The organism is Bacillus sp. LK2, from assembly GCF_001043575.1.
In the GTDB taxonomy this organism is placed as follows: domain Bacteria; phylum Bacillota; class Bacilli; order Bacillales; family Bacillaceae_G; genus Bacillus_A; species Bacillus_A paramycoides.
This window is the reverse complement of the sequence record NZ_LDUK01000005.1, coordinates 184,392-204,771: the sequence shown is the minus strand read 5'-3', so window position 1 is coordinate 204,771 and position 20,380 is coordinate 184,392. Positions and strand designations below refer to the sequence as shown.

Sequence of the window (20,380 nt, the reverse complement as noted above, 5' to 3'; positions counted from 1 at the left end):
GTGTTTTTTTAGTAAAATTCCCTACCTTAAAAGTTTAACGTGAACGAAGAAGATGGCATTATTCATTTATTAAAGGAGAGATAAGACATGTTAGATGTAAAAGTATTACGTGCTAATTTTGAAGAAGTAAAGAAAAAATTGATTAATCGCGGCGGAGAGTTTCTTGAATTAGATAAATTTGAAGAATTGGATCAAAGGCGTCGTGAATTGTTAGTAGGAGTTGAAGAATTAAAAAGTAAACGTAACGAGGTATCTGAGCTAATTGCGAAGTTAAAGCGTGAAAAACAAGGTGCTAATGAACTTATTAGTGAAATGCGTGAAGTAGGCGACAAGATTAAAACGTTAGATGATGAGTTACGCAATGTAGAAGAGGGATTGAATTCTATATTATTGGCATTACCAAATATCCCTAATGAAGCAGTGCCTATTGGAGTATCAGAAGATGATAATGTTGAAATACGTAAGTGGGGAGAAATAAACGAATTTTCATTTGAAGCAAAACCACATTGGGAAGTTGCTGAGAAATTAGGATTACTAGATTTTGAACGGGCAGCAAAAGTAACAGGAAGTCGCTTCGTATATTACAATGGCTTGGGAGCACGTTTAGAGCGAGCAATAGCTAACTTTATGTTAGATTTACATGTTGAAGAACATGGGTATACGGAAGTGATTCCACCATTTATCGTAAATAGCGATAGTTTATTAGGAACAGGACAATTCCCGAAATTTAAGGAGGATGTATTTACATTAAAAGACACAGATTACTCTTTAATTCCAACGGCGGAAGTGCCATTAGCAAACTATTATCGTGATGAAATTTTAAATGGTGAAGATTTACCTATTAATTTTACCGCTCATACGCCATGTTTCCGTTCTGAAGCTGGTAGTGCAGGACGTGATACGAGAGGACTTATTCGTCAGCACCAATTTAGTAAAGTTGAAATGGTTAAATATACAAAGCCAGAAGAATCATACGACGAGTTAGAAAAATTAACAGCAAATGCTGAAAGAGTACTACAATTATTACAATTACCTTATCGAGTAATCGTATTATGCACAGCTGATATGGCATTTCCAGCTGCGAAAACATATGATATTGAAGTTTGGTTACCTAGCTATGGGATATATCGTGAAATTTCTTCTTGCTCAAACTGTGAAGATTTCCAAGCGCGTCGTGCAAGTATACGTTTCCGTCGTACACAAGGTGCTAAACCAGAATTTGTACATACATTAAATGGTTCTGGATTAGCTATAGGTCGTACAGTAGCAGCTATTTTAGAGAACTACCAACAAAAAGATGGCACAGTTATTATCCCAGAAGTATTACGTCCATACATGGGTGGATTAGAAGTTATTAAATAAGTAAGATGCTAATTTGAAGTGTAAATCTAATTATTTACAGAAGAGTCAAATCGTTGTGTATATAAAATAGTTATTAATTTTTATTAAATTAATAACAAATTATTCACTAACAATAAACAACCCAAACACTTTGAAAAATATTTTTTCGAAATGTTTGGGTTTCTTTGGCTGAAAAATCAATTTAGTAGCTGAATTTTGCTCAAACTCTATTTGAAAGTTACATAATTTAAGAGTTTATGGAAGGTAAATACAATTAATTGTATAATCAATATGATGAATAACAAAGGGGATTATTTGAAAGAATTGCAAACTCAAAGTTCTTTACAGAAACATTTGCTCCGTATAAAACCTCACAATTCAACTTGTATACAGCATTTTTTACCATTACATTACTACCATACGCATTAATAGGTGCAATTAAAGATTTAACATCAAGAAAAATATAAATGAACAATAGAGGTGTCACATGCTATTTCAAGAAGGAAATTTATTTGTTAGATATGTTAACGACAAAGATGCATCTATCATCTCTAAATGGTTAACAAATCCAGAAGTTTTACAGTATTACGAAGGAAGAGATAATCCGCAATCTGTAGAAAAGGTACTCGATCATTTTATACATAACCCAAACAGTAATGAAAAAAGATGTTTAGTAGAATTTGATGAAATGCCGATTGGTTACATACAAATGTACCCTGTTGATTCCGAATGGAAAGATTTATATGGATATGAAGAATCACAAAATGTATGGGGCATGGACCAATTCATCGGTGAACCAGCGTATTGGGGAAAAGGAATTGGAACTGATCTCGTTCAAGCAGCAATTACATATATTATGGAAAATTTGGGTGCGGAAGCGATAGCGATGGATCCTAGAGTAAATAATGTACGTGCGATAAGCTGTTATGAAAAATGCGGGTTTAGAAAGGTGAAAGTACTAAAAGAACATGAATTACATGAGGGGAAATTAGAAGATTGTTGGATGGTGGAATATAATAAAAATGCAGGGGGCTTATAAAAATAAAGGGAGCTGTGTGAAATGAAAAAAGCATTAATAGTTATTGATGTACAAGCGGGTATGTATACAGCGGGAATGCCAGTACATAATGGGGAAAAGTTATTAGAAACGTTGCAAGAACTTATTCAAGAATGTCGTTCGAATAGTATTCCGGTTATTTATGTGCAACATAACGGGCCAAAAGATCATCCGTTAGAAAAGGGGACAGATGGTTGGAATGTACATGCGGCGATAGCTCCGCAAGAGGGTGATAGTATTGTTGAAAAGACAACACCCGATTCATTTTATAAGACGAACTTGAACGAAGTTTTACAAGAAAAAGGAATTGAACATGTTATTATTTCAGGAATGCAAACACAGTATTGTGTTGATACAACAACGCGTAGAGCGTTTAGTGAAGGATATAAAGTAACATTAGTAAGTGATGCCCATAGCACGTTTGATACAGATGTACTACGTGCTGAAGATATTGTGAAACATCATAACGTAGTGCTTGGATCATTTGCGGATGTTATTACGTTAAAAGATTTAAAAGTAGAAGCGTAATAACAGAAGTTGCTGTCTCTGAATGGGAGGCAGCTTTTTTTATTGAAAGACAAGTTGTCGAATAATGTCGGAGAACCGATCTATCTAAAAAATCGCTGATAAATATAGATTTACGGTCGATATATTTTAAAAATTGCTGATATATTTGGATTTGTGGTCGATATAATTAGAAAATCGTCGATGTAATTTCATGTACCGAAATGATTGTACAAAAAAAGGAGCACCACTTTATCAAAAAGGGAGCTCCTTCACCAAAATGTTATTTCTTCTTATCTTTATCTAATATATTTTGCTCTTCAGCGAACTCTGTACCAAATGAAAATCTGCGATTAATACGAATATTATCGTTGTTATGACGCGTGCGTGAATGTGAAAAACGATGGACGATTACTTCTGATAATGTAAAGACGATAGCAGAAAGGATACTACCCCATGCAATTTGCATGTAGTTGTCTAATAATATATTACCGAAAATCCAAACGCTTAAATACGTTAGTAAAAAGTTTGTCATAATGGCAGCAGAATCGCCAATTCGATTTAAAATGATTTTATTAACAAACATATAAGAAACGATTGTGACAAATAGACTAAAAGAAATAATTTGGACGAGCGTTGCTGGGAAAAATAAAGCTAATCCGATACTAAAAGCGATGATACACGATATAAATTTGATTACTATTACAGTAAAATCATTCAATATTTACACCTCCGATTTATACATAGTTTTACAATAAATTCAGGAGTTCATACATTGTAACGGTTTAATTTATATAAAACTTTTTCATGTTTGATTTTTTGTCTAAATATTAAAAAAACAACGAAAAAATGTTATAGTAAAATGAGAGCGTATGACATTTTTAGGTAAGGGGGAATCCAAATGTGGATTACTTCAGAAGTAGAAATTCCAGATGAGTTAATCGATCACCTTGAACAAGGGAAGTTAGTATTATTCGTTGGAGCAGGAGTTTCTATGAAGGGGAAATCAAACTTACCGAATTTCGATGATTTAGTTGATGAAATTTCGAAAGCTTTATATGTCGAAAAGCGTGAGATGACAGAACCCCACGATTATTATCTTGGTAAAATTGCGAAAACGAAAGATGTGCATCAAGTTGCAAGAGATCTCGTTAATATAGAAAAATCAAAACCGAACCCATTACATTATGCCATTCCAAGGTTGTTTCCATTAGATACGGATGTTCGAATTGTAACGACAAACTTTGATCAACATTTTACGTCTGTAATTGCTGAAATGAATAGAGAGCTGAATATTTATTATGCACCTGCTTTACCGACAGGGAGAGCATTTAAAGGATTGGCTTACATACATGGAAATATAGAACAGGAGAAAGAAGCTTTAATTTTAACAGATGGTGATTTTGGAAGGGCTTACTTAACGGAAGGTTGGGCGAGACGATTTTTAGTGGATCTATTCTCAAATTACACCGTTTTATTCGTTGGGTATAGTCATAATGACCCAGTAATGAAATATTTAGCAACAGGTTTACCACCGAGTACAAGGCGTTATGCTTTCGTCGCACAAGGTGATAATACATACCATTGGGAGCATTTAGGGATAAGACCAATTGTGTATCCAAATAAAGCAAATAATCACCAATCACTTGTGAAAGCGGTGAAGCGATGGGCGGAATTAATGGGTGATAATTATATTACAAAAAGAATGCGTATTCGTGATATTGTAACAGTTCCTCCATCAGTAGAGCAGGAGCAATTATCGTATGTAAAACAGTCAATAAAAAAAATAGAAACAGTTCGGTACTTTGTTGAATTTGCACGTGAGTATGAATGGGTGGAATGGCTTGAAGCAGAGGGGAAACTAAGAAATTTATTTTTGCTTACGACAAATTATGATGAAGTAGATGAGTTACTTGCGGAATGGTTAGTGGAGCAATTTCTTTTTAGCCATCAAAAAGAACTATTTCAATTGATTTTTAAAAATCATTCTAAAATATCCCCGTTATTATGGCGAACAATTTGTACTTACTTGAACGAAACGAAAGAAACGATGGACCCTTTGTTGTTTGCAAAATGGACATTGCTTGTATTAGAAACGGCAGAAAAAGATAGTAGCTCTATTGAAATGATTTCATACTTATTGCAAAAATGTTCTTTCCCTGAACATAAAGAAATTGGCTTGTTGTTGTTAACGTTTATTTTGGACGGAAAACTGAAATTGAAGCGTGTAAGAAAATGGGGAAATGATACGCAAGAATCGATAGAACTTGAGGAATCGAGTCGTTTGTCGGTGCCTATTTTTTCTCATGTAGAGCGAATTTGGAAGGAGAAAATGAGACCACATATCTCTTACTATGCCGCTCCGATTATGGTTATGGGATTAGAAAAGATACAATTATTGTCATTAAGACAAAATGCACTGAAAAAAAGAGATAGAGAAATTTCAGAGCAAGAGTTACAGCAAAATGATTTTACATTTTTAATTCAAATTGTAAAAGAATGTCTTACATATTTATGTGAAAACAATGAGAAAAAAGCGAATTATTATATTACAGAAATGATAGAAACAGATAGTGTACTTCAAAAGCGAATTGCGATTGAAGCAATGAGTAAAAATGTATTCGTTACTGCGGATGTCAAATTAAAGTGGTTACTATATGAAGGCCTTCTTTTAGATTTCACATATAAACATGAAGTGTTTCAACTTTTAAAGATTTATTATGCTGACGCTTTAGAAGAAACAAAAGAAGAAATTATTCAAAATGTATTAGAACATCTTGCAGAAGAGAGGGCGTTTGATGCTTGTCTCGTTTTAGATTCATTATTTGCATGCGATTCGAATAGTCGATGCACGATAGAAGGATATGAATTAATGAAACAGAAGCACCCTCATTTTTCTTCTGATCGATACAGTGTTCCAAAGAAAGAGTCTATTGAACAAAGCATTACGTGTAATGTAACAGCAGACGGATTACTACAGCTGAAAGACGATGAAATAATGAAGCAAGTTCGGCAGTTTTCTCAAGATGGTGTTTTTGAGCAACGCCATTTTTTAGAGATGTTATCAAAAGCATGTAAATTAAATGTAGAGTGGAGTATTTCGTTTGCTTATCAACTAGTAGGCGTGCACGAAATTAGTAATGAAGTTTGGTTTGTTTGTATTAGAGAGTGGCGAAATAATAGGAATTTGACGAATGAGCAAATTCAAAGGATCATTCCGTTATTGCAGAAGTTTGTTAGAAATACTACTTTTCATTGGCTAATTAGTAGTTTTTTATATGAAATTAGCAATCGATTAGAAGAGCTAGAAGAGAATAGTATACGGGTTGTAAAGCGCTTTGCTTTTTCAGTATTTCCACAAGTTATGAGAGGGGAAACGGATTTTAAAATTGGAAAACAAGAGTTTTACAATGAGTCTATACAGCATCCTGTGGGGAAGATGACTGCTGTATTACTAAAACTGTTAGCATACGATCACTTATATGATCGCAATGTGTATGAATATTTATTTTTATTTGAGGAACAGGTAAGGGTTACTTCGGAAAGAACGAACTTTATGTTAGCTCGTTTAACAGCAGATATTACGTTTTTATACCATATTGAGAAGCAATGGTGTCGAAAATATGTATTACCTTACTTAGATTTAAAGAAAGAAAATGAGCTGACCAAATATGCGTGGGCGGGATTATGTTATACGCAAATTAATTTACCTCTATTTACAGAAATGAAGAGATATATTAAATATGCGGTAGAGCATTTAGAGGCGCTACATCCGTATACGAGAGAAGCATTTTTAAAATGGCTTAGTTTTGTATTTATTAAATGTGTGCTGTATTGGGAGCAAAAAACAGATTGGTTGTATCCACTTTTAATGCAAGTAAACGAAAATAATAAAATTAAATTTATGCAGTATGTATGCTACTACGTAAAAACGTTAAGCGGAAAGGAACAACAAAAATTTTGGACAGCGTGGCTAAGTGTATTTTTAAGAGAACGTCCGAAAATGGGCGTAATAACAACGAGAGAGTATATGATGCTTTTACGTATTGTTTTATGCATGGATGAAATTTTAGAAAAAGGACTTTGTATTATTTCCAGTAAATTTCTAGGTGTAGAAGGGCAATGTAATCAAGAAGAAATGAAACAGTTATTTATTGAGATGCTTGAAAAGAAGGATAGTATGAAAGAATATAAAGAGCTGTATGCAAATGTGTTTTTTATTTTACTTCAAACACGTCAAGAAGCTGATTTACTTGAAAATGAAATCATACAAATAAAAGAACTATTAATCCAGTATGAAGTAGAAAAACATGTATTAAATTTAATTGAAAATGAGATGATTCGTATCGGAATTGTAATGGGGAATTTACAAGAGGGACTATAGGGCGGTAGCGGAATTTTTAAAAAATAAATAAAAAGTTGTTGACAGTATTTTAAAAAGCGTTCTATAATACGAATCATACTTATTCAATTTCAAAAACATTTGAATAAACAAAGTGCAATGAAGAGATCACAGTAGTGGTTAGTCTTACTGTAACAGAGAGCTGGTGGTTGGTGTGAACCAGTACAGGGATAATCATGAATTACAGTCTTGGAGCATCTTTTTCGTAGTAAAGATACGATTGTCTTTATGAAGAAAGAGCGGTCAATTGATCGTTAACAGTGAAGAGAGGTAGACAGAAATATAGTCTACAACTAGGGTGGTACCGCGATAAATATCGTCCCTACTGATTTATTCAGTAGGGACTTTTTGTATTTTGGTGGCCCAACTTGAAAATAAAATAAACATGCGTTGAAAGGAAAAGGAGTAGTTGTTGTTTCCCTGTAACAGAGAGCTGGTGGTTGGTGCGAACCAGTACAAAAACAAGAGCGAATTACAGTCCTGGAGCATCTTTTTCAAAGTAAAGATACTTATTGTCTTTATGAAGGGGAAGACGGTCAAATGATCGTTAACAATGAAGAGAGGTAGACGAAATAAGTCTACAACTAGGGTGGTACCGCGATAAATATCGTCCCTACTGATTGGATCAGTAGGGATTTTTTGTACAAAAAAAGTGGGATTTTAACTAGTAGATAGTGTCTTTGTACTAATTATTAGTTTAAAATAAGAAGAGGTATCGATTCCACAATGAATTTGTATAATTTATCAGTTCAGAAAATAGAGAATTTTCCATTCTCTTACTATATTTTTAAAACATTAGAGGAGGATTTCCAAATGGCAAATCATGAATTAGATCAATTACGTAAACAGGTAGATGAAATCAATTTACAATTACTACACCTTTTAAACAAACGAGGTGAAATCGTTCAAAAAATTGGGGAGCAAAAACAAGTGCAAGGTACGAAACGCTTTGATCCAGTACGTGAGCGTGAAGTACTTGATATGATTGCAGAGCATAACGAAGGACCATTCGAAACGTCAACGGTTCAACATATTTTCAAAACGATTTTCAAAGCAAGCTTAGAACTACAAGAAGATGATAACCGTAAAGCATTACTAGTATCACGTAAAAAGAAAAAAGAAAATACAATTGTTAATGTTAAAGGTGAATTAATTGGAAACGGAACACAAACGTTCATTATGGGACCTTGTGCAGTAGAAAGCTTAGAGCAAGTTCGCCAAGTAGGGCAAGCGATGAAAGATCAAGGACTTAAATTAATGCGTGGTGGTGCTTTCAAACCGAGAACATCTCCATACGATTTCCAAGGTTTAGGAGTAGAAGGTTTACAAATTTTACGCCAAGTAGCAGATGAGTTCGATTTAGCGATTATTAGTGAAATTTTAAATCCGAATGACGTAGAAATGGCGCTAGAATATGTTGATGTAATTCAAGTTGGGGCACGTAACATGCAAAACTTCGATTTACTACGAGCTGTAGGTAAAGTTAACAAGCCAGTATTATTAAAACGTGGTTTAGCAGCAACAATTGATGAGTTCATTAACGCAGCGGAATACATTATTGCGCAAGGTAACGACCAAATTATTCTTTGTGAGCGCGGTATTCGCACATACGAAAGAGCGACACGTAACACATTAGATATTTCAGCAGTACCGATTTTAAAGAAAGAAACACATTTACCAGTTATCGTTGACGTAACGCATTCAACTGGACGTAGAGATCTATTATTACCAACAGCGAAAGCGGCACTTGCAATTGGAGCAGATGCAGTAATGGCGGAAGTACATCCAGACCCAGCAGTTGCGTTATCAGATTCTGCACAGCAAATGGATATTCCAGAATTCCATAGATTCATGGATGAGTTAAAAGGTTTCAAAAATAAATTATCTTAATTCCATATCATATATGCGCTGAAGAGGAAACAGTAGTGCTTATCTCACTGTTAAAGAGAGCTGATGGTCGGTGTGAATCAGTACAAAGGTAAGCATGAATTACAGCCTTGGAGCATCTTTCCCGCCACTTATGGAGGGAAAGACGGTCAAATGATCGTTAAAGAAGAAGAGAGGTAGACGAAATAAGTCTACAACTAGGGTGGTACCGCGATAAACATCGTCCCTACTGAGCGCTCAGTAGGGACTTTTTTGTACAAAAAAATAATAAAGGGGCAAGAGAAATGAGATACATTACAGCTGGAGAATCACATGGTCCGCAGTTAACAGTTATTTTAGAAGGTGTACCAGCAGGTTTAACACTCACGGCGGAACAGATTAATAAAGAATTATTAAGAAGACAAAAAGGGCATGGACGCGGAAGACGCATGCAAATTGAAACGGATACAGTTGAAATTGTAAGTGGTGTACGTCACGGAATGACTCTTGGCTCACCAATTACGTTAATCGTAAAAAATGATGATTTCAAACATTGGACGAAAGTAATGGGTGCAGAGCCAATTTCAGAACAAGAAAGTAAAGAAATGAAACGTACTATAACGAAACCACGTCCAGGACATGCGGATTTAAACGGGGCAATTAAATATGGCCATCGTGATATAAGAAATGTGTTAGAGCGCTCTTCTGCAAGAGAAACGACAGTTAGAGTTGCAGCTGGTGCAGTTGCGAAACAAATTTTGAAAGAATTAGGTGTGGAAATTGCAGGGCATGTCCTTGAAATTGGTGGAGTAAAAGCGAAGCATATTACTCACTTACCGATAGAAGAAATTCAAACGATTACTGAAAACTCACCAGTTCGATGTTTAGATAAGGAAGTAGAACAAGAAATGATGGATGCGATTGATGATGCGAAAAGTAGCGGAGATTCAATCGGTGGTATTGTTGAGGTAATTGCAGAAGGTATGCCAATTGGAGTTGGTAGCTACGTTCATTACGATCTTAAATTAGATGCAAAACTTGCCGGTGCTATTATGAGCGTGAATGCGTTTAAAGGTGCTGAAATCGGAATTGGTTTTGAGGCGGCAAGACAGCCGGGAAGTAAAGTGCACGATGAAATTATGTGGGATGAAGAAAGAGGCTACACAAGAAAAACAAATAATGCAGGTGGCTTAGAAGGCGGTATGACAACAGGTATGCCAATTGTAGTAAGAGGTGTGATGAAGCCAATTCCTACATTATATAAACCGTTAGCAAGTGTTGATATTGATACGAAAGAAGCGTTCCAAGCGAGTATTGAGAGATCTGATAGCTGTGCAGTACCCGCAGCAGGTGTTGTAGCTGAAGCTGTTGTGGCATGGGAACTTGCAGATGCACTTGTCGAACAATTCGGAAAAGATCGTATGGAATTATTAAAGCAAAACATTATGCAACATAACAAATACGCAAAAGAATTTTAATACAAAGGCGGGTTTAACATGCGAGTAAAAGATCAACTATCATCATTACAACCGTATAAACCAGGTACATCACCAGAGCAAATGAAAGAAGTATACGGGAATCATTCATTTGTTAAGTTAGCATCAAATGAAAATCCATTTGGCTGTTCACCTCGTATTTTAGGAGAATTACAAAAATCGTGGCAAGAACATGCTTTATATCCTGACGGAGGTGCTGCAAAGCTCCGTCAAACGATTGCAGAGAAATTACAAGTGCAAATGGAACAAGTGCTTTGTGGTAGTGGACTTGATGAAGTTATTCAAATTATAAGCCGTGCAGTGCTATGTAAAGGAGATAATATCGTAACAGCTGGCGAAACATTTCCTCAGTACCGTCATCATGCGGTTATTGAAGGATGTGAAGTGAAAGAAGTTCCTTTAAATAACGGTGTATATGACTTAGATGGAATTTCTTCAGTGATTGATAAACATACAAAAATCGTTTGGATTTGTAACCCGAATAATCCGACAGGCACACATGTTAATGAGCGAAAATTAAATCAATTTATTGAGGGAGTTAGTGAAAAGACGTTAATTGTCATTGACGAAGCATACTATGAATATGTAACCGCGAAAGATTTCCCAGAGACGTTACCACTATTAGAAAAACATAAAAACCTTCTTATATTAAGAACGTTTTCTAAAGCGTACGGTTTAGCATCATTTCGCGTTGGGTATGCGATTGGACAAGAAGAATTAATCGAGAAATTAAATGTCGTTCGTTTGCCGTTTAACGTGTCTTCATTAGCACAAAAAGCTGCAACGATTGCCTTTAGTGATGAAGCGTTCATTGAAGAAATAGTACGTGTTAACGAAGAGGGATTACAACAGTACGAAAGTTTTTGTAAAGAAAATGAAATCCCGTTTTATCCATCACAAACGAACTTTATCTTCTTGCCAGTAGAGAATGCTGGAGAAATTTATGAAGCTTGTGCGCACGCTGGGTTTATTATTCGTCCGTTCCCAAATGGCGTACGCATTACAATTGGTACAAGGGAACAAAATGAGGGAGTGATTTCAGTGTTAAAACAACACTTTGAAAATAAAAAAAGTAAGTCTCGAGATGAGGCACATGTGTAAAAAGGTAGTATTAATTGGAACAGGATTAATAGGAGGCTCTCTTGCGTTAGCGATAAAAAAAGAGCACGATGTAACGATTATCGGCTATGATATATTTAAAGAACAAGTAGAGCGCGCAAAAGAATTACATGTAGTTGACGAAGTAGCAGTAGATTTACAGCGTGCATGTGAGGAGGCAAATTTAATTGTTTTTGCCTCTCCAGTTGAAGAAACAAAAAAGTTATTACACAAACTTGCATCATTTCATTTACGAGAAGATGTTATCGTTACCGATGTAGGAAGTACAAAAGGGACAATTATGAATGAAGCGGAAGCTTTATTATCAAAGAAAGTTTCTTTTATCGGCGGACATCCGATGGCAGGTTCTCATAAAACTGGCGTTGAAAGTGCAAAGGCACACTTATTCGAAAACGCATTTTACATTTTAACCCCAATGAATCACGTGCCAACTAATCAAGTGGATGAGCTAAAAGAATGGTTAAAAGGAACAGGCTCGCATTTTCTCGTTTTAAATACAAAAGAACACGATTATGTAACAGGAATTGTTAGTCATTTTCCGCATCTGATAGCAGCAGGATTAGTGAAACAAGTTGAGAAGCACGCTGGTGATAATCCGCTTATTCATCAACTAGCTGCAGGCGGATTTAAAGATATTACACGTATTGCATCAAGTAGTCCGAAAATGTGGAGTGATATTGTAAAACAAAACCGCGAGCATTTATTGGAACTATTAGAAGAATGGATTTCTGAAATGGAAGAGTTATATAAGACGGTTTCTAAAGGAGACGCAGGCGAAATACAAAACTATTTTGCTGACGCAAAAGAATACCGTGATTCTTTACCGGTACGAAAGAGGGGCGCAATTCCTGCCTATCACGACTTATATGTCGATGTTTTAGATAAAGTAGGGGCTTTAGCTCATATTACGAGTATTCTAGCAGAAGAAGAAATTAGTATTACAAACTTGCAAATATTAGAAGCGCGCGAAGGACTACTTGGAGTGTTACGAATTAGTTTCCAAAGAGAAGAAGATCGCATGCAGGCAAAGCTAGCACTAGGAATAGAAGAATACCAAACGTATGAAACAATTTAAAAAAGAAGGTGAGAACGTGAAAGAAACAATAATACAACCTGTAACTAATGGATTGAATGGCACAATTAAAATCCCTGGTGATAAATCCATTTCGCATCGCGCTGTCATGTTTGGCGCAATCGCAGAAGGAAAAACAACTATTCAAGGGTTTCTACCTGGTGCGGATTGTTTAAGTACCATTTCTTGTTTTAAAGAAATGGGAGTAGAGATTACGCAAAATGGAGACGAAGTTAAGGTAGTTGGAAAAGGATTAGAAGGTTTACAAGAACCGAAACAAGTTTTAGATGTAGGTAATTCTGGTACAACGATACGATTAATGTCAGGTATATTGGCAAACACACCATTCTTTTCTTGTGTACAAGGTGACGCTTCAATTGCGAAGAGACCGATGCAACGTGTAACAAATCCATTAAAACAAATGGGCGTAAACATTGATGGCCGAGAAGAAGGAACGTTTACGCCGCTTACAATACGTGGTGGAGATTTAAAAGCGATCGAATATACTTCACCTGTCGCAAGTGCACAAGTAAAGTCAGCTATTTTACTTGCAGGTCTTCGTGCAGAAGGTGTAACAGCTGTTACAGAACCGCATATTTCTCGTGATCATACAGAAAGAATGCTTGAGGCGTTTGGTGTTACAGTAACTCGTGAAGGAAAAACTGTAAAACTAGCTGGTGGACAAAAGCTAAAAGGAACAGATGTTCAAGTTCCAGGTGACGTATCATCAGCCGCATTTTTCTTAGTAGCAGGTGCAATTATTCCAAATAGTAAACTACTATTACAAAATGTAGGAATGAATCCGACTCGAACAGGTATTATAGATGTTTTAGAGCAAATGGGCGCTACATTTACTATAGAACCAATTAATGAAGATGCATCAGAACCTGCTGCAAACATTACAATTGAAACATCTTCGCTAAAAGGAATTGAAATTGGCGGAGACATTATTCCAAGATTGATCGACGAAATACCAATTATCGCTTTAGCAGCAACACAAGCAGAAGGAATTACAGTCATTAAAGATGCACACGAGTTAAAAGTGAAAGAAACGAATCGTATCGATACAGTCGTTGCTGAATTAACGAAACTCGGAGCCCGCATTGAAGCAACTGATGATGGAATGATTATTTACGGTAAAGCAACTTTAAAGGGCGATACAGTACATAGTCACGGAGATCACCGCATTGGAATGATGCTTGCGATTGCCGGCTGTATAGCTAAAGGGAAAACAACGATTGAAGATGCAGAAGCAGTAGGTGTATCATACCCTACATTTTTTGAAGAGCTGCAAACGTTAGCTAAATAATATGATGAGAAGCAGATACATAATGTATCTGCTTTTTTATATAAGATAGATGTTGATATTTGTCGGTAAATCGATATTCTATGTCGAAGTGTCGATATAATTCAAGTTGTGTTCGATATATTCCAGTTTCCGTCGATATAATTGGAGTTGTGTTTCGATATATTTCATTTTCCGTTCATATAATTTCGTTCACCGAACTGTAATATTGAGAATTATGGTACAATTCAAACAAGGAATGGAGGAGAAATATATGAACGTTATACAATTAAAAGAAGATAAGTTTAGAGAAGCAATACGTTTATCAGAATATGCTTTTCAATATAAAGCAAATGAAGAATGGGTAGAGCAGAAAATTACACGAATGAAGGAAAGTCATCAAATATACGGCATTATGGAGGGGGAAGAATTAGCAGCAAAACTCCACCTTATTCCGTTTCATATTTACATAGGACAAGAAAAATTTAAAATGGCTGGCGTTGCAGGGGTAGCAACGTATCCTGAGTATAGAAGAAGTGGGTATGTGAAAGAATTGCTTCAACACTCACTTCAAACGATGAAAAAAGATGGTTATACAGTATCGATGTTACATCCATTTGCAGTGTCTTTTTACCGTAAATATGGCTGGGAACTTTGTGCGAATCGCCTTGCATGTCATATGGAGAAGAGCGATTTAGTAATGAAAAAACAAGTGAAAGGTACTGTGAAACGTTTCAATAAAGAAAATCACTCAGAAGAAGTAGAGAAGATCTATGAAACATTTGCTGAACGCTTTTCAGGTATGCTAGTTCGCAGTGAAAAATGGTGGTTACAAGCGGTTTACCATGACTTAACATTAGCGATTTACTATGATGAAAATAAAACTGCAGCTGGTTACATGTTATATAAAATAGATAATTATAAAATGACAGTAGAAGAATTTGTTCCACTGCATAATGAAGCTAGAAATGGCCTTTGGAACTTCATCTGCCAACATGATTCTATGATTAAAGAACTTGAAATGATACTAAGTGAAAAAGAACCGTTGTTATATACATTGCAAGAGCCACGAGTGAAAGCAGAAATGAAACCATATTTTATGGGTAGAATTGTAGATGTGCAGCCGTTCTTAAATCAATATGAGTTGAACTGGAACAATGTACAGCAAGAAGTGATTTTACATATTACTGATTCATTTGCTCCGTGGAATAACGTAACAGTGAGGCTTGCAAATCATGAAATAACAATTATAAAAGAAGAGACATTAAATAAAGGAATTAGACTAGATATCAATGCGTTATCGACAATAATGTTTGGCTACAAACGTCCGTTAGAACTATATGAATTAGAATTAATTAGCGGAAATGAAGAGGAAATACGAGCATTTGAGAATGTAGTACCGGTGCGTGAAGCATTTATTTATGATTTCTTTTAATTCATACTATATGCTATATATGATCAAGAAAAAGTACTATAATGAAAATATTTTTATTATGGTACTTTTCTATTAATAGTGTGAAACCATTGTTTTAAGAGAGGTAAGAGAGTAATACAAACATGCAAAAATATATATAATGGAATTTATATTCTATTTTACAAATTAGGATGGAGTATAAATGCTAGAAAGAGTTCAAAACCTCAAAAATGTTTAGTGAAGTTTTAGGAGGGAAAGTAGAATGGTTAGGCAAGCAGTAGGTGCAATCGTATTCCAACATAATGAATTGTTATTAATACATAAGGTGAAAATTAGTGATATAAAAGGAGAATATACTTTGTCAAAAGGGGAATGGGATTTTCCTAAAGGCGGTGTAAAACATACAGATAATGACTTAGAAAGTGCTATGTTGAGAGAGTTGGAAGAAGAAACAGGCTCTAAAAAATTTAAAGTTATTAGCCAATTTGAAGATAAGATTTGCTTTGAGTGTCCTGAAGAACTCAAAGTGAAAATTGGATATGAAAAGCAAGAAACTACTATGTTTTATGTAGAATATATAGGTGATAGAACAGATTTAAATCCAAAAGATAATGAAATAAGCCAGGTTCAATTCTTTAAGATACAAGATGTATTGAGAGTTTTAAGTCATGATGATACAAAGAATTTTTTTGAAGGGATAATTCAAAAAATGTATTGATAACCTAGTTGAGTGTGTTATTTGATAAATGCGACATTGGCTTAGTCACAAACTTGACTTTTAATCCATGTAATTTATAATTAAAAACGGAATGAATTTTCATTCCTGAAAATTGAGGTGGGAAAAATGGCTAAAAACAAACAAGACGATATTTTTAATGCCGCTATGCAACTTTTTGCAGAGCGAGGGTACGATGGTACAACAATTCCGATGATTGCCGAAAAAGCAAATGTCGGTGCAGGTACTATTTATCGTTACTTTGAAAATAAAGAGTCACTCGTTAACTCATTATTTTCAAAATGTATGTTACAACTATCTGAAATATTAAAAACCGATTTTCCTGTTGAAGCAAATATCCGTGAACAGTTTAGTCATACATACAACCGTTTATTTGAATTTGCGCGAAACAATGTGGATGCTTTTCTTTTTACAAATTCTCACTGTGATAGTTATTTTCTTGATGAACAGAGTAAGAAAATATTTGACGATTTTATTGGCTTCTTTATGAATATTATTGAAGATGGAATCGAAAAAGGTTTTCTTCGTCCATTACCTCCAGTTGCACTAATTATTATCATATATCAACCACTTGAAAAATTAATAAAAGTAATGGCGACAGGGGAATTAGAATATACAAAAGAATTAGTAAAAGAATTGGAAGAAAGCTCTTGGAATGCTATTAGAATCATTTGATTCTATAGCTTATAAGGATAGGAATGAATATTCATTCCTAAATAGATATGTAAAATGAGAACAGGAGCTGGTATATCTGTACAACTAAGGGAATGAATATTCATTCCGATAGAATGAGTTTTAATAGAATTCGAAAAAATGATTGATAGAATAATAGGAATGAACGTTCATTCCGGAAAGGTATATTCAAAAATAGGAATGAATATTCATTCCGCATGCAACTCTAATAACGGGAGATGATTCATATGAGTAAGTTAAAAAGTTGGAGAAGTTTATCTTTTCTATTATGGATAGTTATTACTATCACAATGATAGTAACAATGCCTAATATGGATAAATTAGTGAAAGAAAAAGGGCAAATTACTATTCCAAAAACAGAACAAAGCAGTATAGCTGACAAGATGATTAAAAAAATGGATAAAGACGGAGTTGAAAAGTATGAAATTATAGCTGTCTTTAATAGTGGAATTAAGAAGGCTTTAACAAATGAGCAAAAAGAGGAAATAACGAAAACTATCACTGCTTTACAAAATGAAAAAGAGCAATTAGGAATTAAGGATATTGTCACACACTTAGATAATAAAGAATTGGAGAAACAATTAGTTTCTAAAGATAATACGACTATTTTAACGCAAATATCGGTAGATAAAAAACATGGTGAAATATCAAAAGTTGCAAGCGGGCTTCAAAATAAAATTAAACCAGAAGGTGTAAAAACGTATTTAACAGGAAGTGATTTAATAGCGGATGACTTTCTTAAATCCACACAAGAGGGAGTGAAAAAAACAGAAATTATCTCAATCATTTTCATTCTTGTTGTTTTAATTATTGTTTTTCGTTCGCCAATAGTTCCAATTATTTCTCTTCTTACAGTTGGGGTATCTTATTTAGTTTCAATGGGGGTAATTGCCCATCTTGTAGATCAATTTAATTTTCCGTTTTCAAACTTTACGCAAGTCTTTTTAGTTGTCGTCCTGTTTGGAGTTGGAACAGATTATAACATTTTATTATATACGAGATTTAAAGAAGAATTAAGTAAACAAGAAAATGCATATTTAGCTACGAAAGAGACATTTAAATCGGCAGGTAAAACCGTTTTATATAGTGGGATAGCAGTGCTAATTGGGTTTGCATCACTTGTTTTAGCAAGTTTTAAATTATATCAATCTACTTCAGCAGTAGCAATAGGCATCGCAATATTACTATTAGTATTAACCACTTTAAATCCTTTTTTCATGGTGTTATTAGGGAAAGGAATGTTTTATCCAGTTAAAACATTTAAAGGTCATGAGGATAGTCGTTTATGGGGATTCTTCGCGAAAAACTCAGTAGCAAGACCATTTGTTGCTTTAATCATTGTATTTGTGATATCGATTCCTTTCGTATTAAAATATTCTAACACGCTTAATTACAATGATTTATTTGAAGTAGATAATAAGTATGAATCAAAAATGGGGATTAATGTAATAGAAGAGCATTTCCCGCCTGGTTTCTCTTCACCGGGTACGTTAGTTATTCAATCTGACAAAAAGCTAGATGAAGCGACTTCTCTACAAACTTTAGATGAACTAACTGAAAAAATTTCGAAAGTTAAAGGGGTTTCAGAAGTATATTCACCGACGCGTCCAACTGGAGATAAGATTAAAGAATTATATATAAATAAACAAGCCGGAGAACTGAATACAGGCTTAGGAGATGCAAATGGTGGCATAAAAGAAATTAATGACGGATTATCAGATGCTAAAGACAAAATGGGTAGTAATGACTCAAATAGTCTCGCAAATGTTCAAAAGTTAATTGATGGAACAAATGAGGCGAAAAATGGTGTATCAGCATTAGGAACAGCTTTAAATCAATTATCGAATGGAATAAACAATGGGGCACAAGGGGCGAAGCAAATAGAGGATGGGCTAGCATCATTAAACGGAAATATCAATGTCCTTTCAAATGCAACTTCGCAGCTTCATGCTGGTTATGCTCAGTTAGAAAAAGGTTTAAGTTCTTACGATCAATATTTCGGAAGTATTTCTCAAGCGATTGATGGTGCGAAAAAAGGATATGAACAAATTGAAACGTTAATGAACAATTTCATTCAAACAAAACCAGAATTAGCAAAGGATCCTAATATACAGCAAACATTAGGAATTGCAAAAGAAGCTCAGAAGCAATTGAATGTCCTTTCAAATGAATTAAATCAATTAGCGACGCAGCACAAAGCAGCGATGAGTTCATTTAAAGAAGCAAATCAATCATTATTGAAAGTAGATAATGGTTTAAAGGAAATGAACAATGGAGTAACGCAACTACAAAAAGGAGCTGCTGAACTGAAAAATGGCTTGAACGAAGGAGCTACAGGTTCAAAGCAAATTGCGAACAAATCAGCTGAGTTACAATCTGGATTAACGAAAATTAACGATGGGCAAGGGCAACTATTAACTGGACTTAAAGATTTGCAAGAAAAGATGGGACAATTGCAATCAGGTTTATCTAAAAGTACAGAGGGTTTAGGAAAAGTAAGTAACGGTCTAGGGGACGCTCAAAAATATTTAGGCGAGCTAAATGAGTCGAAAAGCTCTGAGAAATTTTATATTCCGAAAGAAGTTTTAGAAGGAGAAGATTTCCAGAAAGTATTAAATACGTTTATGTCACATGATAGAAAAATTGCTAAAATGACTATCATTTTAGATGTAAATCCGTATTCAAAAGAGGCAATGCCAATTATTCAAGAAATAAATAAAACAATAGATGGTGCTTTAAATGGAACAGAACTAAAAAGTGCGAAAAAAGCAATCGGCGGGACAACAGCTAGAAACGTTGATTTAAAAGAAGTAACCGGGCAAGATTTCTTACGTACAGCTACGATTATGTTAATTGGTATTACGCTGGTTTTAATCGTGATCACACGTTCATTTTTAAACTCAATCTTTATCATTGGATCATTAATTTTAGCGTACTTTGCATCGCTTGGTATTAGTGAACAAATTAGTGCACATTTATTAAATGTAGAGTCATTAAGCTGGAATGTTCCATTCTTTAGCTTCATTATGATTGTTGCTTTAGGAGTGGATTATAGTATTTTCTTAATGATGCGTTATAACGAGCTAGAAGGGGATTCAGTAACGAAGATTGTAAATGCATCTCGTCACATAGGAGGAGTTGTATTATCAGCGGCACTTATTTTAGGAGGGACATTTGCAGCATTAATTCCTTCAGGTGTATTAACGCTTATACAAGTGGCATTAGTTGTTGGCATTGCCCTTATACTATTAGCTTTAATAGTGATGCCGATATTGTTACCTGCTTTAATAGGGTTAACGAGTAAAATACAAAGTTATAAAAAGAAAATAATTGATACGAAGTAATAAAAAACTGTAGAGAGGTTTTTCTCTACAGTTTTTTTATGCAATTATGGG

At 34.7% G+C, this 20,380-nt stretch carries 14 protein-coding genes, 1 pseudogene and 3 other annotated features; of the genes and pseudogenes, 14 read left to right on the top strand and 1 reads right to left on the bottom strand.

Going from position 1 to position 20,380, the window contains the following annotated elements; all coding sequences use genetic code 11:
* The first annotated feature begins 87 nt into the window (after positions 1-87).
* From serS to VK90_RS06000, 4 genes and pseudogenes are all read left to right on the top strand, one after another.
* Positions 88-1,362 carry a serine--tRNA ligase gene (gene serS, locus VK90_RS06010; RefSeq protein ID WP_048371206.1) on the top strand — a complete coding sequence of 425 codons (1,275 nt, stop codon included), beginning with the start codon at positions 88-90 and terminating at the stop codon, positions 1,360-1,362.
* A 293-nt stretch (positions 1,363-1,655) separates the two neighbouring features.
* Positions 1,656-1,808, top strand: a pseudogene (locus VK90_RS28120) (YfzA family protein); the annotation flags it as partial.
* A gap of 20 nt (positions 1,809-1,828) precedes the next feature.
* Positions 1,829-2,380: a GNAT family N-acetyltransferase gene (locus VK90_RS06005; protein WP_048371204.1), complete on the top strand. Its 552-nt coding sequence runs from the start codon at positions 1,829-1,831 to the stop codon at positions 2,378-2,380.
* A 21-nt stretch (positions 2,381-2,401) separates the two neighbouring features.
* Positions 2,402-2,926, top strand: coding sequence for a cysteine hydrolase family protein (locus tag VK90_RS06000; RefSeq protein ID WP_048371203.1), 525 nt, complete (start codon positions 2,402-2,404; stop codon positions 2,924-2,926).
* A gap of 259 nt (positions 2,927-3,185) precedes the next feature.
* On the opposite strand, the gene VK90_RS05995 is transcribed toward VK90_RS06000, so the two are convergent.
* Positions 3,186-3,623 carry a YndM family protein gene (locus VK90_RS05995; RefSeq protein ID WP_048371201.1) on the bottom strand — a complete coding sequence of 146 codons (438 nt, stop codon included), beginning with the start codon at positions 3,621-3,623 and terminating at the stop codon, positions 3,186-3,188.
* Between the two features lie 180 nt (positions 3,624-3,803).
* Here VK90_RS05995 and VK90_RS05990 point away from each other — a divergent pair, with 180 nt between their 5' ends.
* From VK90_RS05990 to VK90_RS05945, 10 genes are all read left to right on the top strand, one after another.
* Positions 3,804-7,286 (top strand): DUF4020 domain-containing protein, encoded by a 3,483-nt coding sequence (locus tag VK90_RS05990; RefSeq protein ID WP_048371199.1) that lies wholly within the window; start codon positions 3,804-3,806, stop codon positions 7,284-7,286.
* A gap of 108 nt (positions 7,287-7,394) precedes the next feature.
* Positions 7,395-7,631 (top strand) — a binding site (T-box leader).
* A 54-nt stretch (positions 7,632-7,685) separates the two neighbouring features.
* Positions 7,686-7,922: a binding site (T-box leader), on the top strand.
* 195 nt (positions 7,923-8,117) lie between these two features.
* Positions 8,118-9,194 (top strand): bifunctional 3-deoxy-7-phosphoheptulonate synthase/chorismate mutase, encoded by a 1,077-nt coding sequence (locus VK90_RS05985; RefSeq protein WP_001273572.1) that lies wholly within the window; start codon positions 8,118-8,120, stop codon positions 9,192-9,194.
* 9 nt (positions 9,195-9,203) lie between these two features.
* Positions 9,204-9,422 (top strand) — a binding site (T-box leader).
* A 53-nt stretch (positions 9,423-9,475) separates the two neighbouring features.
* Positions 9,476-10,648, top strand: a complete 1,173-nt coding sequence (aroC, locus tag VK90_RS05980) for a chorismate synthase (RefSeq protein WP_048371196.1) — start codon at positions 9,476-9,478, stop codon at positions 10,646-10,648.
* Between the two features lie 18 nt (positions 10,649-10,666).
* Positions 10,667-11,767 (top strand): histidinol-phosphate transaminase, encoded by a 1,101-nt coding sequence (hisC, locus tag VK90_RS05975; protein ID WP_048371194.1) that lies wholly within the window; start codon positions 10,667-10,669, stop codon positions 11,765-11,767.
* Positions 11,760-12,860 (top strand): prephenate dehydrogenase, encoded by a 1,101-nt coding sequence (gene tyrA / locus VK90_RS05970; RefSeq protein ID WP_048371192.1) that lies wholly within the window; start codon positions 11,760-11,762, stop codon positions 12,858-12,860. Before hisC ends, tyrA begins: the two co-directional genes overlap by 8 nt.
* A gap of 16 nt (positions 12,861-12,876) precedes the next feature.
* Positions 12,877-14,166, top strand: coding sequence for a 3-phosphoshikimate 1-carboxyvinyltransferase (aroA, locus tag VK90_RS05965; RefSeq protein ID WP_048371270.1), 1,290 nt, complete (start codon positions 12,877-12,879; stop codon positions 14,164-14,166).
* Positions 14,167-14,416: 250 nt separating this feature from the next.
* Complete coding sequence (locus VK90_RS05960; protein ID WP_048371190.1) at positions 14,417-15,577, top strand: GNAT family N-acetyltransferase; 1,161 nt, start codon at positions 14,417-14,419, stop codon at positions 15,575-15,577.
* Between the two features lie 241 nt (positions 15,578-15,818).
* Positions 15,819-16,274, top strand: coding sequence for an NUDIX hydrolase (locus tag VK90_RS05955; RefSeq protein WP_048371188.1), 456 nt, complete (start codon positions 15,819-15,821; stop codon positions 16,272-16,274).
* Positions 16,275-16,400: 126 nt separating this feature from the next.
* Positions 16,401-16,967 (top strand): TetR/AcrR family transcriptional regulator, encoded by a 567-nt coding sequence (locus VK90_RS05950; protein WP_048371186.1) that lies wholly within the window; start codon positions 16,401-16,403, stop codon positions 16,965-16,967.
* Between the two features lie 245 nt (positions 16,968-17,212).
* Positions 17,213-20,329, top strand: a complete 3,117-nt coding sequence (locus tag VK90_RS05945; protein WP_048371184.1) for an MMPL family transporter — start codon at positions 17,213-17,215, stop codon at positions 20,327-20,329.
* Positions 20,330-20,380: the final 51 nt, after the last annotated feature.